General features: G+C 60.5%; 12 protein-coding genes. 9 read left to right on the top strand and 3 right to left on the bottom strand.

Annotated elements, in window-relative coordinates; genetic code table 11:
• Window positions 1–17: 17 nt before the first annotated feature.
• The 3 genes from N1037_04605 to N1037_04615 all read left to right on the top strand — a co-directional run bounded on the left by N1037_04605 (window position 18) and on the right by N1037_04615 (window position 3,906).
• Entirely contained in the window at window positions 18–2,000 is a 1,983-nt protein-coding gene (locus tag N1037_04605) for an ATP-grasp domain-containing protein (GenBank protein ID UWS80318.1), read from the top strand.
• Complete coding sequence (locus tag N1037_04610) at window positions 1,997–3,133, top strand: nitronate monooxygenase (GenBank protein UWS80319.1); 1,137 nt, start codon at window positions 1,997–1,999, stop codon at window positions 3,131–3,133. Before N1037_04605 ends, N1037_04610 begins: the two co-directional genes overlap by 4 nt.
• A gap of 122 nt (window positions 3,134–3,255) precedes the next feature.
• Window positions 3,256–3,906 (top strand): GntR family transcriptional regulator, encoded by a 651-nt coding sequence (locus N1037_04615; protein UWS80320.1) that lies wholly within the window; start codon window positions 3,256–3,258, stop codon window positions 3,904–3,906.
• Between the two features lie 85 nt (window positions 3,907–3,991).
• On the opposite strand, the gene N1037_04620 is transcribed toward N1037_04615, so the two are convergent.
• Window positions 3,992–4,696 (bottom strand): type 1 glutamine amidotransferase, encoded by a 705-nt coding sequence (locus tag N1037_04620; protein UWS80321.1) that lies wholly within the window; start codon window positions 4,694–4,696, stop codon window positions 3,992–3,994.
• Between the two features lie 79 nt (window positions 4,697–4,775).
• Here N1037_04620 and N1037_04625 point away from each other — a divergent pair, with 79 nt between their 5' ends.
• The gene (locus tag N1037_04625; GenBank protein ID UWS80322.1) at window positions 4,776–6,035 is read left to right on the top strand and encodes a cytochrome P450; all 1,260 of its coding nucleotides are present in this window, start codon (window positions 4,776–4,778) and stop codon (window positions 6,033–6,035) included.
• Window positions 6,036–6,201: 166 nt separating this feature from the next.
• Window positions 6,202–7,491: a glutamine synthetase family protein gene (locus tag N1037_04630; GenBank protein UWS80323.1), complete on the top strand. Its 1,290-nt coding sequence runs from the start codon at window positions 6,202–6,204 to the stop codon at window positions 7,489–7,491.
• Between the two features lie 198 nt (window positions 7,492–7,689).
• Here N1037_04630 and N1037_04635 read toward each other — a convergent pair whose 3' ends face one another.
• Both N1037_04635 and N1037_04640 read right to left on the bottom strand, forming a co-directional pair.
• Window positions 7,690–9,045: an aspartate aminotransferase family protein gene (locus N1037_04635; GenBank protein ID UWS80324.1), complete on the bottom strand. Its 1,356-nt coding sequence runs from the start codon at window positions 9,043–9,045 to the stop codon at window positions 7,690–7,692.
• A gap of 60 nt (window positions 9,046–9,105) precedes the next feature.
• Complete coding sequence (locus tag N1037_04640; protein ID UWS80325.1) at window positions 9,106–9,885, bottom strand: IclR family transcriptional regulator; 780 nt, start codon at window positions 9,883–9,885, stop codon at window positions 9,106–9,108.
• A 173-nt stretch (window positions 9,886–10,058) separates the two neighbouring features.
• On the opposite strand from N1037_04640, the gene N1037_04645 reads away from it, so the two are divergent.
• The 4 genes from N1037_04645 (at window position 10,059) to N1037_04660 (ending at window position 14,587) form a co-directional block, all read left to right on the top strand.
• Window positions 10,059–11,003 (top strand): tripartite tricarboxylate transporter substrate binding protein, encoded by a 945-nt coding sequence (locus N1037_04645; GenBank protein UWS80326.1) that lies wholly within the window; start codon window positions 10,059–10,061, stop codon window positions 11,001–11,003.
• A gap of 69 nt (window positions 11,004–11,072) precedes the next feature.
• Window positions 11,073–11,603: a tripartite tricarboxylate transporter TctB family protein gene (locus N1037_04650; protein UWS80327.1), complete on the top strand. Its 531-nt coding sequence runs from the start codon at window positions 11,073–11,075 to the stop codon at window positions 11,601–11,603.
• Between the two features lie 15 nt (window positions 11,604–11,618).
• Window positions 11,619–13,238 (top strand): tripartite tricarboxylate transporter permease, encoded by a 1,620-nt coding sequence (locus N1037_04655; GenBank protein UWS80328.1) that lies wholly within the window; start codon window positions 11,619–11,621, stop codon window positions 13,236–13,238.
• Window positions 13,220–14,587, top strand: coding sequence for an aldehyde dehydrogenase family protein (locus N1037_04660; GenBank protein ID UWS81307.1), 1,368 nt, complete (start codon window positions 13,220–13,222; stop codon window positions 14,585–14,587). Before N1037_04655 ends, N1037_04660 begins: the two co-directional genes overlap by 19 nt.
• The last annotated feature ends 24 nt before the right edge of the window (window positions 14,588–14,611 follow it).

Consider the following 14,611-nt stretch of genomic DNA (forward strand, 5'->3'; position numbering starts at 1 on the left):
TGGGAGAGGAGCAGAATATGACCGAGTTTAATTCAATCCTGGTGGCCAATCGTGGCGAGATCGCCCTGCGTATCATGCGCACGGCGCGCGCGATGGGGATGACTTGCGTGGCGGTGTATACCGAAGCCGACGCAGGGAGCCCGCATGTGGGTTTTGCTGATCGCGCCATCTGCATTGGCACCGGCCCGGTGGGCGACAGCTATCTGGATGCATCCAAGGTTCTGGCCGCGGCACAGGAGGCAGGCGCGCAGGCGGTGCACCCCGGCTATGGCTTCTTGTCGGAGAATGCCGAATTTGCCCGCGCCTGCACTGCGGCTGGCCTTACGTTTATTGGCCCCAGCGCTGAGTCCATTGCTCTGATGGGCAACAAAGCAGCCGCCAAACGGCGCATGATCGAAGCAGGGGTTCCCTGCGTTCCCGGCTATGAGGGGGCAGATCAGTCACCGGCTGTGCTGGCGGCAGAGGCGGCAGGGATTGGCTATCCGGTAATGATCAAGGCGGCGGCAGGGGGCGGCGGCCGTGGCATGCGGCTGGTCACCGCCCCCGAAGGTTTTGCACCGGCTTTGGATCTGGCCAAAAGCGAAGCCCTGTCGGCCTTTGGCTCGGATGAGATGATCCTGGAAAAGGCGGTGATGCGCCCGCGTCACGTGGAGATCCAGATCTTTGCTGATGCCAGTGGCAATACCATCCACCTGGGCGAGCGCGACTGCTCGGTGCAGCGCCGCCATCAGAAGGTGGTGGAAGAGGCCCCCTGTCCGGTGATGACGCCTGAGCTGCGCGCCGAAATGGGTGCGGCTGCGGTGGCTGCGGCCCGCGCTGTCAGCTATCTGGGGGCCGGAACGGTGGAGTTCCTGCTGGATGCCGATGGGGCTTTTTACTTTCTGGAGATGAACACCCGCCTGCAGGTGGAACACCCGGTAACGGAGATGGTCACGGGGCTCGATCTGGTGGCGCTGCAGATCCGCGCGGCGCGTGGTCAGGCGCTGGGGCTGGCGCAACACGACGTGGCGCTGACCGGCCATGCCATCGAGGTGCGGCTCTACGCCGAAGACGCCAGCCAGGGGTTTTTGCCTCAATCCGGCGGGATCAGTCTCTGGCAGCCGCCCAGCGGGCCGGGCATCCGGGTGGATGCGGGGATTACCTCCGGGCAGGAAGTCTCTGCTTTTTATGACCCTATGCTGGCCAAACTCATCGCCCATGGATCCACGCGCGGCGAGGCGCTGGAGCGCTTGATTGCGGCGCTGCGCGATACGGTGATTTTTGGGCCTGCCTGCAACCGTGATTTTCTGATTGATGTTCTCAGCCATGGGGAATTTGCCACAGGGGCGGCCACCACTGGTTTTATCAGTGACCACTTTGATCCACTTCTGCCGCCCGAGGTCACCAGCGCCGATCTGGCGCTGGCAGCGGGGCTGATCTATCGCGCCGATCAGGCGGCAATGGCTCAACAGGCCACCATCCCGGCAGATCTGCTTGGCTGGTCCAGTCAGGGGGCGTTGCAGGCGCGAATGGTACTGGAGGCCGGAGGCGATCCTGTGACGGTGCAGCTACGCCAGGGTCGTGATGGCATCCGCGTGCTGGTCGGCGCGGCGGAGCATCATTTGGATCACCAGGGCGATTGCCTGCGGTTGGATGGGCTGCGACTGGATCTGCGCCGCCATCTGATGGTGGGGGATGATCTTTATCTGGCGACCGGGGCGCGGATTTTGAAGGTGACCCGGGTGCTGGCGGACCAGGGCGCTGCAGCTGCTGCGGGGGGCGGCGCGACCCGGGCGCCGATGCATGGCAACCTGCTGGATCTCAGCGTCAGCCCTGGCGACCGGGTTGAGATTGGCACCCGGCTGGCGGTGCTGGAGGCGATGAAAATGCAGCACGAGATCCTGGCCGAGGTTGCAGGCACGGTGAGCGAGGTCGCAGTCACGGCTCCAAACCAGGTGAAGGCAGGCGATTTGCTGGTGCAGATCAATCAGGATAACGCGAAACAGGAGGGCACAACATGAACTCGGACCTTTGCAAGCGGCTTGGCATTGAGTTTCCGCTTTTTGCCTTTTCCCATTGTCGCGACGTGGTGGCCGCCGTCACCAATGCGGGTGGTATGGGGGTGTTTGGCGCCGCGATGATGTCACCCGAAGAGCTGGAAGAAGAGCTGTCTTGGATTGATGCCCAGGTGAAGGGCAAACCCTATGGTGTTGACCTTATCGTGCCGAACAAATTTGAGGCCAAGGGCGAGGGTCTTTCGGATGCGGAGATTCTGGCCATGGTCCCCGAGGGGCATAAGGATTTCGCCAGTGCGCTGCTGCAACAGCACGGGCTGGAGCCGGGCGATCTGGAGCCCGCACGGGCCGACCGGCTGGTGTTTCGTAAAAACATCAGCGCTGAGGGGGCGCGGCGCAGTCTGGATGTGGCCTTTTCCCACCCGATTGCGTTGATCGCCAATGCGCTGGGGTTGCCACCCCAAGATATGCTGGAGCGCGGCAAGGCCCTGGGGGTGGCGGTTGGTGCGCTGGTGGGCACGGCCCAGCACGCTCGGGCGCAGGTGGCAGCCGGGGTAGATGTGATCATCGCTGCAGGGGGTGAGGCCGGTGGCCACACCGGTGAGGTATCAACCATGGTTCTGGTGCCCGAGGTGGTGCAGGCCATCGCCGGATCCGGCGTGCCGGTGCTGGCGGCGGGCGGCATTGCCACCGGGGGCCAGATGGCGGCCGCCATGGCGATGGGCGCAGCGGGGGCCTGGTGTGGCTCGGTCTGGCTGACGACCGCAGAGGCAGAAACCAACCCGGTGGTGAAGGAAAAGATGCTGGCGGCCAGCAGTCGCGACACGGTGCGCTCGCGCTCTCGCACGGGTAAGCCCTCGCGCCAACTGGTCAGCGCCTGGACCGAGGCCTGGGAGGGCAAGACGGCACCCACTCCGCTGCCGATGCCCTTGCAGACCCTGGTGTCGGAACCGGCGTTGCACCGGATAGATCAGATCTCGCAAACCGGCCACGCCGGAGCGCAGGATCTGGCGACCTATTGGGTCGGGCAGGGGGTTGGCCTGATGAACCAGACAATGTCCGCCGGGACTGTGGTGCAGCAGTTCAAGGAAGAGTTTTTGACAGCCTATGAGCGCCTTGGCACCCTGTTGGAGGAGTGACGCCAGACCTTTTGCCAGAACGGTTGCCAGAGGGATTGCCGTGCGGCGGCTTTGTTGCCTTGTCTGGGTCTGCCACCTATGGTCAGCCAGATCAGTCGACAACAGAGGGCAGGGCAGCAGCAGTGGCAGGACAGAGTGAAGGGCTATTGACCGCGATCCTTGCGGATATTGACGCGGGGCAGTTGAATCCGGGCGATGTGCTGGACGAAGCCGGTTTGGCGGCGCGTCATCTGGTGTCTCGCACGCCGATCCGGGAAGTCTTTATCCAGCTGGAGGCTGCGGGGCTTATTCGTCGTTTGCCGCGTAAGGGCGCGGTGCTGTTCAAGCCCACATTGGAAGAGTTTCTGGCGATCCTGGAAGTGCATGCCAATCTGGAAGGTCAGGCGGCTGGCCTGGCGGCGCGGCGAATGACGGCGGTCCAGGCCGCAGAGCTGGAAGAGATTGTCCAGGCCTGTGAAGCCCATGCTGCCGAAAAGGGAGATGGCGACCCCAATGGCTATTACCAGCTGAACCTGCAGTTTCATGCAGGCGTGGCCCTCGGGGCCGGAAACCCGTTCCTGGTTGAGATGATCAAGACCAACGCGCGCAAGCTGATGGCCTATTACCGGGCGCGCTATCGGTATCCGGGCTCGATTGCGCAATCGGCAAAAGAGCACCGCGAAATTGCCGAGTTGATCTATGCCCATGATCAGGCCGCGGCAGAGCGGCGGATGATACAACATGTGCAGTTTGATCAGGTCACGGTGATGGATTTGCTGGCGGCGCTTGGCTGAAAGCGGGGCAGCCTCCGGCAGGAGGTGTTAGAGAAGATGAAGGCGGGTCGGAGGCTGTCCTTTGCTGGTTTGGCTGGGCTTTTGCCTATTGCGCTTGTTCAAAGAACCGCGCCAGGCTTTCGGCAAAGGCGGCCTGATCTGCAGGCTGGGAGAGGCTGTTTTGGGCCTGGGCATAGTGTTCGGGGCCGAGATCATCGCGCATCTCCTGGGTGAGCGCAGCGATGAAATCAGGGCTCATTTCCGGGTGGTGTTGGCTGGTCCAGATGTGATTGCCAATGTGAAAGCCTGCGTTCAACCCGGTGCTGGTCGTGCTTTCCCGGGCCTGGGCTGGCAGCTGTGTGACACACTCGCTGTGTGACCCATAGAGTTTGAAGTCTGCGGGCAGCGGCTGCGTCCAAGTCGGCCGGGCCCGCATCTGGTTGGGGATTAGCCCGTGGACCCAGCCATTTGGGTTTTTTCCAACACTTCCGCCCAGAGCCAGGGCGATGGCCTGATGCCCAAAACAGGCGCCAAACAGTGGCAGTTGCGCTGTCTCGATCTGTTGTATCAACTCTAGCAATGGGGCGATCCAGGGCAATCCGCTGCGGGTCGACGCCGGGCTGCCGGTGATCAAAACGCCGTCAAATGCATCCAGATCCATCGGGAACTGACCCTCGTGAATCTGAAAGGCTGTTACCTGCCAGTCTGGTCGCGCCAAATGGACGAGCCGGGTGAATTTCTCAGCGTCCAGGGGGTGCTGCGCAGCAAAGCTGCTTTTGTCTGTGTTGGTGACCATAATCGCTAAGTGCATGTTCTGGCTCGTGAGTTTTATGTTTACATATTTATGATGTTAAATAATATACATAAAGAAGCCATTCGGGAAGCCCAATATGACCATCTGGACACCACAGGACGACGGCTATGCCGACCTGAGCAGCCACGACACCTTTGCCAATGGGGCGCCGCATAACACCTTTGCCCGTCTGCGCCGCGAGGATCCGCTGCATTGGACCGCCTATGCCGGCGGCGAGGATTTTTGGTCGGTCACCCGCTACGAGGACATCACCCAGATGAACAAGAACACTGAGGTGTTCTCTTCGGCGCGGGGCATCCGCATGGAAGATCAGAGCTATGAGGAGTATCTGGCGCGACGCACCTTTCAGGAGACCGATCCGCCGGAGCATTCCAAGGTGCGGATGAAGCTGATGAAGGCCTTTTCCAAGACCTCGATGGCGCAGTATGAGCAGGAAATCCGCGATATCTGCGCCGAGATCCTGGACCCGGTGCTGGAGAAGGGCAGCTTTGACGCCACCAAGGACATCGCCCGGCAATTGCCGATGCGGATGCTCGGCCGCGTCGTGGGCCTGCCAGAGGCGGATCTGCCCTGGCTGGTGGAAAAGGGCGATGCTCTGATTGCCAATACCGACCCCGATTTCACCGCCCATGTGATGGATAAGCTGCAAACGGATGAATACCGGATGATGCCGTTTAACTCGCCCGCCGGGGCCGAGCTGTACGTCTACGCCAAGGAGCTGATGGCGGCAAAGGCAAAGGCGGGGGATACCGCAGGGGTGCTCAATATGATTTTGCAGCCCGCCAAGGATGGCTCCACCATAACCGAGACCGAGTTCCGTAATTTCTTTTGCCTATTGGTAGCGGCGGGCAATGATACCACCCGTTACTCTATTGCGGCAGGGATTCAGGCCCTGTGTCATCAGCCTGAGCTGTTGGCGCAGATGCAGGCGGGGGGCGCGGTTTGGGAGACTGCAGCGGATGAGATCATCCGCTGGGCCACGCCTGCGCTGTATTTTCGGCGCACTGCGACGCGGGATGTCGAGATGCATGACAAGCTGATCCGAGCGGGTGACAAGGTGCTTTACTGGTTCATCTCGGCCAATCGCGATGAGAGCTATTTTGACGATCCCCTTCGGGTGAACCTGATGCGCAGCCCCAATCGCCATCTGTCCTTTGGCCAGTTTGGCCCCCATGTTTGCCTGGGTATGTGGTTGGCCCGGTTGGAGGTCACGGTGCTGTTTCAGGAGCTGGCAAAGCGGATCAGCCATATCGAAGCCAGTGGGCCGCAGAAATTCCTGCGGTCGAATTTTGTCGGCGGCATCAAGGAGCTGCCGGTGCGCGTCACCCGGCGCTGATCCTGTGCTGATCCTGCGTTTATCCTAGGGTGTCTTTTTGCGGAGCTCAGGCAAAAATGGGTCCCTGTTAGGCGCTAAATATGTTAAGTAAATATCTGGCAAGCGCTGCGGCAGAACAGGCGCGACCAACCCAATTTGATGTCTCCAACCCGGAAGGATTCCCCTCATGAAGACCCGCTTGCGTGCGATGTTTTGCGACCACCTCAGCATCATGCGGGGGAAGTACCTGCCCAATTCCAAGATTGGCGATGGGGACACCCGGTTTTGCCGCTCTGTCTTTGGCACCCATTATGATCGCGATTTGCTGGATGCGCCGGGATCCCTGGTCAAGCAGGGGATGCCGGATATGGAGCTGCGCTGGCAGCATGACGATATTCGCGACAGCTGGCATGCCTCGACCAAAGTGGTTCTGGGCGACCTCTTTGATGTCGAGGGCGTGCCTTTGTCGCTGTGCCCGCGGGGGGCACTGAAACGCGCGGTTTCGGCCTGGAAGGCGCGGGGCTTGACCCCGAAGGTGGGGATCGAGCTGGAAGCCTATGCGCTGCAGGCGGATGATCGGGGCCGGTTGATGCCCTATGATGCGCCTGGTGGCGTGGTCTATGGCACCGGGCCTTTTGCGGATCCCTTGCGGTTCAATGACCGGATCTGGGCGATGGCGGATGAGATGGGATTTTCGCTGGATATGATCACGGCAGAGTTCGACTCGCCGCAGTTTGAATACACGCTGACCTTTGATGACGCGGTGAAGGCGGTGGATGATATTGTCTTGTTCCGCCTGATGGCGCGGGAGATCGCGCTGGAATATGGCATTGTGCTGACCTTCATGCCCAAGCCGGTAGCCGAGGCGGGCGGATCTGGCATGCATATTAACTTTTCCTTTGTGGATGAGGCCGGGGGCAATGCGCTCTCGTCTGGGCCACGGGGCGGGCCGGAGCATATGAATGACCTGGCGCGGGGCTGTCTGGCAGGGGTCTTGCAGCATCACAAAGGCCTGGCCGGGCTGATTGCGCCCACCGCGAACAGCTATATGCGGCTGCAGCCGGGATCGCTGTCGGGCTATTGGCAGAACTGGGGCGGCGATCATCGCAATGTGACCACGCGGATCAGCTCGGAGGGGGGCGCCAAGGCGCGCTTGGAGCACCGGATGGCGGATGCCTCCTCCAATCCTTACACTTCGGTAGCAGCAGTTTTGCAGGCCTCATTGCTTGGGGTGGAGAAGGGCTATGAATTGCCGCCGATGGAGACGGGCGATGGCTTTGACCGCACCGATGCGCGTGAGGGGACAGCGATTGACCTGAAAGGCGCGGTGAATGATCTGGAACGTGATACGGTGCTGGCAGAGGCCGTTGGCGCCGAGCTGGTCGCGAACCATGTCTTTATGAAGCGCAAAGAAGTTCGCAAAACCCGGGACCTTGAAGGCGATGGAATGCGGGATTTCTACGTTCACTTTGTCTAGCGCTTTGTACGGCACGGGCGAGACTGGGCTTGATGGCAGGGCTGCTTTTGCAAAAGCAGCCTAGCTCACCATATAGAACAGCCGCGCCGCGGTAGCGGCGCTACGAGAAGCAGCGGGCCCGAAGCATATGCTTCGGGCCCGCCATGGCATCTGGTGGCAGCCGACCTATGGTCGGCTGCGGCGGCGCTTGTGTCTGCGTTAGCGCACCGCCGAAAAGCCTGCGTCCAGGGCGGAAAGGATGCTCTGGACGTCTTGCGCGGTGAGAACCAGCGGGGGCGAAAGGATGATATTGGGGCCGGAAACGCGCACCATGGCACCGTTCTGGTAGGTCACTTCCTGCAAGGTGGCAGTGGTCTGTTTGTCGATTGGGCTCTTACTGGCGCGATCTGCCACCAGCTCCATGGCGCACATCAATCCATGGCCGCCACGGACATCGCCGATCAGCGTGTGTTTCTCTTGCAGAGCGAGCAGCCCCTGATGCAACTCCTGGCCACGGGCCGCTGCGTTCTCGGCCACATTCAGGCGCAGGGTTTCCTGCAGACAGGCAAGCGCGGCGGCGGCGCCGACCGGGTGGCCGGAATAGGTATAGCCATGGCCAATGGCCGCCCGCCCGGTTTTGTCCTGCTCAAACACCTCTGCCACCGCATCCGCGATCATCACCGCACCAAAGGGAAAATAGCCATTGGTGATGGCCTTGGCGGTGCACATGAAATCAGGCTGCACTCCCCAATGCCGCGACCCGGTCCAAGAGCCTGTGCGACCAAAGGCGGTGATGACCTCATCAGCAATCAGCAGGATGCCGTGCTTGCTGCAGATCTCACGCACCCCAGGCATGAAGCTTTCATGGGGCGGGATCACTCCGCCAGCGCCCAGGATCGGCTCCATGATAAAGGCCGCGATGGTGCCCGCCCCCTGAAAGGCGATCTCGTCTTCCAGGGCCTGCAGGCAGAGCTGCGCCAGCTTTGCGGGATCGCTCTCGTGAAAAGGGTTGCGATAGGTATAAGGGGCCGGGATATGGTAGCAGCCGGGCAGCAGTGGTTCATACTGGGTACGGAAATTGGCATTGCCGTTGACCGAAGCCCCGCCCATGTGGGTGCCATGGTAGCCTTTTTTCAGGCTGAGGAATTTGGTCCGCCCGGCCTCGCCCCGGATTTTGTGATACTGCCGTGCCAGCCGCAGGGCGGTTTCCACCGAATCCGAACCGCCAGAGGTGAAAAAGGCACGGGTCAGCCCATCGGCAGCAAAAAAATCCTTCAGCACCTCGGCCAGCTGGATCACCTGATCATTACTGGTGCCGCGAAAGGTGGAATAATAGGGCAGTACATCCAGCTGGGCGGCAATGGCGTCCTTGACCGGTTGACAGGAAAACCCAAGGTTAACGTTCCACAGCCCGCCCACGGCATCAATCACTTCGTGACCATCCACATCGCTGATCCGCACGCCGGAGGCGCCGGTGATGATGGTGGGCGGGTTGGCCTGGCTATCGGCGGGATGCGCCATGGGATGCCAGAGCGATTTGGCGTTATGTTCCTTGAGGAAATTTGAATCTTTCATTGGCTAAACTCCTGATCGGGTCCAGCGGGGGACCGGGGGTATCTTGAAAAAGGGCAGTGGTTACAGAGCCGCATCCTGCGGATAATCGGCGGGAGGGCTGCCTCCGATGCGATGGGTGAGGGAGGCCCCGGCCCTGCGCAGGGCGGTGCGAATAGTATCCTGTTGTTGCGGAGACATCCGTGAGGCAGGGGCGGCCACGGCAAGCGCCCCGAGCGCCTTATGGTCTGCACCAAAGATCGGCACCGCATGGGAGTGCACTTCCAGCTCAAAGCTGCCCAGGGTGTCCGCGATGCCAGTCTCGCGGATCTGGGTCAGTTTGGTGCGGATCTCATCAGGATCGACCAGCGTCTTGCTGGTATGCACTTTCAGCGGCTGCGCCAGCACCTGTTCGACAAAGTCCGGATCGGCATAGGCCAGGATCGCGAGGCCAGAGCTGGTAGCATGATAGGTCACGGTCTGGGCGTCATCCATGGTGACCTTGGTGGCATGGCGCGGCGAATAAGCGTGGCTGAGGGTCTGCACCCAGGTTTCATGCCCCAAGGACACATGGGTCGTCTCGCCGGTTTCATCGCTCAACTCGCGCAGGACACGGCGGGACACCGATAGGATCGGGGTTGAGGCTTCGCGCAGCGCTGCCAGGTGCAAAACCTGTGGCCCCAGCCGATAGGCGCGATCGTTTTCCCCCTGTTCAACAAAACCCGATTCTTGCAGCTCACCCATAAGGCGATAGGCCGTCGCCTTGTTGATGCCCGAGAGGCGAGTGAGGTCGCTCAGGCCGATTTCGGTTCGGTCGGGAGCGAAAAAACTTAACAATGAAAGGGCTTTGCTGACAGTTCCCATATGCCGGTCCGAGCTCCGTTTGGCCAATTGCGCGGCGAGAGTTTGGAAAAGAAAACTCCTGCGTTGATATTTTGTTGACAGATAAGCAAGCGGCCTGTCAATCTAAATTCAAACCAACGGTTCAAATAATGAACCAATCTTGCTGAAACCTCAGCACCAACCGGGAGACTGAAATGAAACTGACCCATCTCGTGAAAGGCGCCGCTGCTGCTGCCGCTCTTGGCCTCAGCGCTGTGGCTGCGCAGGCGGAATATCCAGAAAAACCTGTAAGCTTTATTGTGCCCTGGCCTCCTGGTGATCTGGAGGATGTGCTGACCCGCATGATCGCAGATGATTTTCAGGCCGAATACGGTGTGGCTGCTGCTGTGGTGAACAAACCCGGCGGTGGCGGTGGTCCCTTCCCTGGGGCAATCGAAGTGGCCAATGCGCCTGCGGATGGCTACACGGTTGGCTCTTTTGTGATCGGCGTGCCGGTGATGGGTCATCAGATTGATATCCCGCCGCTGACACCGGAAAAGTTCGACCCGCTGGGGATCTTCCTAACCTATCCCTTTGTCATCGCCACCTCGGCGGATGCGCCCTATTCCTCGATGGAAGAGCTGGCCGCCTATGCCAAGGACAACGACGTGGCCCTGGGCCATTTTGGCGATGTGCTGACGCCGACGCAGGTGACCAAAGCCTTTGCCAAGAACGCAGGCTTTGAGTGGGGCTCGGATGCGGCTTTTGATGCGCTGGACTGCAATACCCTGGCCTCTGGCGATGCAGATGTGATCAACACCACCCTGCAGCTGATCCTGCCCTGTCTGGATCAGGTCAAGGTTCTGGTCTCAATCACCGATGAACGTATCCCGCTGGTGCCCGACGCGCCCGCCATTGGTGAGCTGGACGCTGGTCTCAATATTGCCCTGTGGAACGGTCTGTTTGTCACCAAGGACACGCCGCAAGATGTGCGTGAAAAAATCATTGCCGTGGCGCAGAAAACCATGATGAGCGAACGGGCGCAGGCCGTGGCAGCGGAAACCGGAGCGCTGGTCTATTGGCAAAGCGCCCCCGACAGCGCCGCCCGCGTGGCGACTGACATTGCCACCATGGCAAAAATCGGCTCGATCCTAGAGTAATACTCCGCACCTTTTGCCGGGGCCAGAACTGGCCCCGGTTCCCGTTTCAGCGCGAAAAAGATCCTCCCAATGACCACGGAACGAGAACGCCGCTTTGTCGGCCCCCGGCGCGGGCAGCTGGTATTTGCCCTTGTGTTTCTTACCCTCTCGGTGCTGCTTTTGGCGCTGATTGGTGAACAGACCACCTGGGTCAAAAAGGCCAAACTCTTTGCCCAGCCCCGGTTCTGGCCAGCCGTGAGCCTGGGCGGAATGGTGCTGCTTGGGGGTTTGCATTTTTACCACCTGCCCTGGCGGCGGGCCTCGCGCTATGACCTGTGGGAGACGCGGCAATGGGGGCGCAGCGCGGAATATGCGCTCTGGTTTATGGGCTATGTGCTTTTGGTTCCCATCATTGGCTATCTGCCCGTAACCCTGATTTTTGTCCCGTTGCTGGCGCGCCGTATGGGCTATCGCAGTAGGTTCATGATGGGAATTAGTCTCTGCTTTGCCCTGGCAGTTGTGCTGCTGTTCAAGGGCGTCCTGTCTGTCCGGATCCCTGGTGCACTGCTCTATGAGTATCTGCCGGGGGCCCTGCGCAACTTCTTTATTCTCTACTTCTAGTCCTCGGGGTTTTTGATGGATCTTATCCTCTCTGCAATCGAAATCCTGATGCGCTGGGATGTGGCGTTGGCGCTGCTTGCGGGCTCTGTTGGTGGGGTGCTGATTGGCGCCATACCCGGCGTTGGCCCGGCGGTGGCAATTGCCATCCTGCTGCCGGCGACCTTTTCGATGGACCCGATTGTGGGCCTGACGGTGCTATTGGGGATCTATGGCTCCTCGATGTATGGCGGTGCCATCCCGGCGATCCTGATCAATACACCGGGCACCGCGGTGAATGCGCTGACCACCTATGATGGCTATCCGATGACCGCACGCGGTGAGCCGCGTCGGGCGCTGAGCCTGGCCTATTCTGCCAGCTTTTTTGGCGGTGTCTTCTCGGTGATCTGTCTGATCTTGTTTGCGCCGCTGCTGGCCAAGGTGGCGCCGATGTTTGGCAGCCGCGAGATCTTTTTGGCGGCCCTGCTGGGGTTGATCCTGGTGGTGGTGGCCCATCGGGGCCAGGCGCTGATCGCAGGTGCACTGGCCTGTCTGGGGGTTTTTCTCAACACCATCGGCATGGAGCCGGTAAAATACACCCAACGCTACACCTTTGATCAGGATTTCCTGGGCAGCGGCGTGAACCTGATCGTGGTGGTTCTGGGATTATTTGCGCTAAGCCAGGCCTTTGTGTTGCTGATGGATGAGGACGAAAAAGTTCATATCACCAAGCTGCGCGGCGGCATGTTTCAGGGGCTGCGCGAGTTGGCGCGGCATCCTCGGGTCACTGCCGTTTCAGCCAGCTTTGGCGTTTTGATGGGAATGATCCCCGGGGTTGGTGAATTCACCGCTCAATTCATGTCCTACACCTATGCGCAAAAGTCATCAAAACGGCCGCAGGATTTTGGCAAGGGCTCCTCTGAGGGGCTGATCGCTGCCGAAACCGCCAATAACGCCGTGCCCGCCGCCGCGATGGTGCCGCTTTTGGCCCTGGGTATTCCCGGCGAGGCGCTGACAGCGATGATGCTCAGCGTGTTTTACGTGCATAACGTGGTGCCGGGGCCGGGGCTGTTTCAGAACGACATGGATTTTGTCGTGGCGCTGTATTTGGCGTTGCTGATCCTGAATGTGCTGGTTCTGGGCTTTCTGCTCTTTGCCACTCGCGCCTTGGTGCAGGTGGTGAAGATCCCCAATCGCTTTCTGGGCGTCTGCATCCTGACGCTGAGCTTTGTGGGGGTGTATTCGCTGCGCAATTCCGCCACCGATTGCCTGATCGCGGCGGGCTTTGGTCTCTTTGGCTTTATCCTCAAACGCCTGTCCCTACCGGCGGTGCCGATCATCCTAGGCATGGTTCTGGGTGGCATTATGGAGGTCAAGCTGCGTTCGGGTATGGCCCGGGTCAAGGAGCCGCTGGATTTCATCGACCGACCGATATCGTTCATTCTTTTCATCATCATCATCTTGGTTCTGGCGAGTCATATCCTGCGCGTCTGGCGCGACCGCAAAGAACTGAAGGAGGCCGAATGGCAGAACAAAACCGCATCAACCAGCTTCGGAAAGCTGATGTCGCGCCGCAAAAACTCTTTCTTGAAGGATCGTGGGAAAGAGGTTCGGGGACGCCACTCGAAGTTACTTCGCCGATTGAAGGGGCTGTTCTAACCACGCTTGAGGGCGCCTCTGCATCAGATGTTGAACGCGCTGTCGCTTCGGCGCGGCGGGCCTATGACGATGGCCGCTGGGCGGGGCAGTCCCCCGCCGCACGCAAGAAAGTGTTGCACCGCATCGCTGACCGTATTGAGGCCGAAGCGGTGGAGCTGGCGGTGCTGGGTGTGCGCGACAATGGCACCGAATTCAACATGGCGCTGAAGGCCGAACCAGGTTCGGCTGCCGGCACCTTTCGCTATTACGCCGAAGCCCTGGATAAGGTTGCGGGCGAGGTAGCACCGACGCAGCCGGATGTGCTGGGGCTGGTGCATCGCACGCCTGTCGGGGTAGTGGGCGCCATTGTGCCCTGGAACTTTCCGCTGATGATTGGCGCCTGGAAGCTGGCACCGGCTTTGGCGATGGGCAATTCGGTGGTGCTGAAACCGGCGGAAACAGCCTCGTTGACGCTGTTGCGCCTGGCGCAGATCTGCGTCGAATGTGGCCTGCCGGATGGGGTGTTCAACGTGGTCACAGGCAGCGGCGCCGAGACCGGCGCCGCCTTGGCGATGTCCATGGGCGTCGATGTGCTGACCTTTACCGGATCGGGCGGCACCGGGCGCAAACTGCTGGAGGCCTCGGCGCAGTCCAATCTGAAACGCTGCTATTTGGAACTGGGCGGGAAATCCCCCAATATCGTCTTTGGCGACGCGCCGGATTTGCAAAAGGCGGCCCGGGTTTCCGCCATGGGAATTTTCCGCAACTCTGGCCAGGTCTGTGTGGCGGGATCGCGTCTGCTGGTTGAGGCCTCGGTACATGATGAGTTTGTCGCCCTGCTAAAGGCCGAGGCCGAGGCCCTGCGGGTGGGCGATCCACTGGATCTGGGCAATCAGATTGGCGCGGTGAACTCGGAAGAACAGCTGCGGCGCAATCTGTCCTTTATGGATATGGCCCGCGCGGAGGGCGGTCAGGTGATCACCGGAGGCGCGCGCATTCTGGCAGAGACCGGAGGCAGCTATATGGCGCCAACCATCGTCACTCATGTGGCACGCGATCATGCCCTGTTCCAGCGCGAGGTTTTTGGCCCGGTATTGTCGGTCACAAAGTTTGAGACCGAGGCCGAGGCCGTGAGCCTGGCAAATGCCACGGATTTTGGCCTCGCCGCTGGGGTCTGGACTGCGGATCTGTCGCGGGCCCATCGTATGGTCGCGGCTATCCGGGCCGGGGTTGTGCATGTGAACACCTATGGGGGGGCGGATAATACGGTGCCTTTGGGCGGTGTTGGGCAATCTGGCAATGGCCATGACAAATCCCTGCATGCGCTTGATAAATATGTTGATCTGAAGACGGCCTGGATTCAGTTGTGAGGGATGTTGTGAACAGGTTTTGCA

The sequence above is a fragment of the Phaeobacter sp. G2 genome, assembly GCA_025163595.1.
Taxonomy (GTDB): domain Bacteria; phylum Pseudomonadota; class Alphaproteobacteria; order Rhodobacterales; family Rhodobacteraceae; genus Pseudophaeobacter.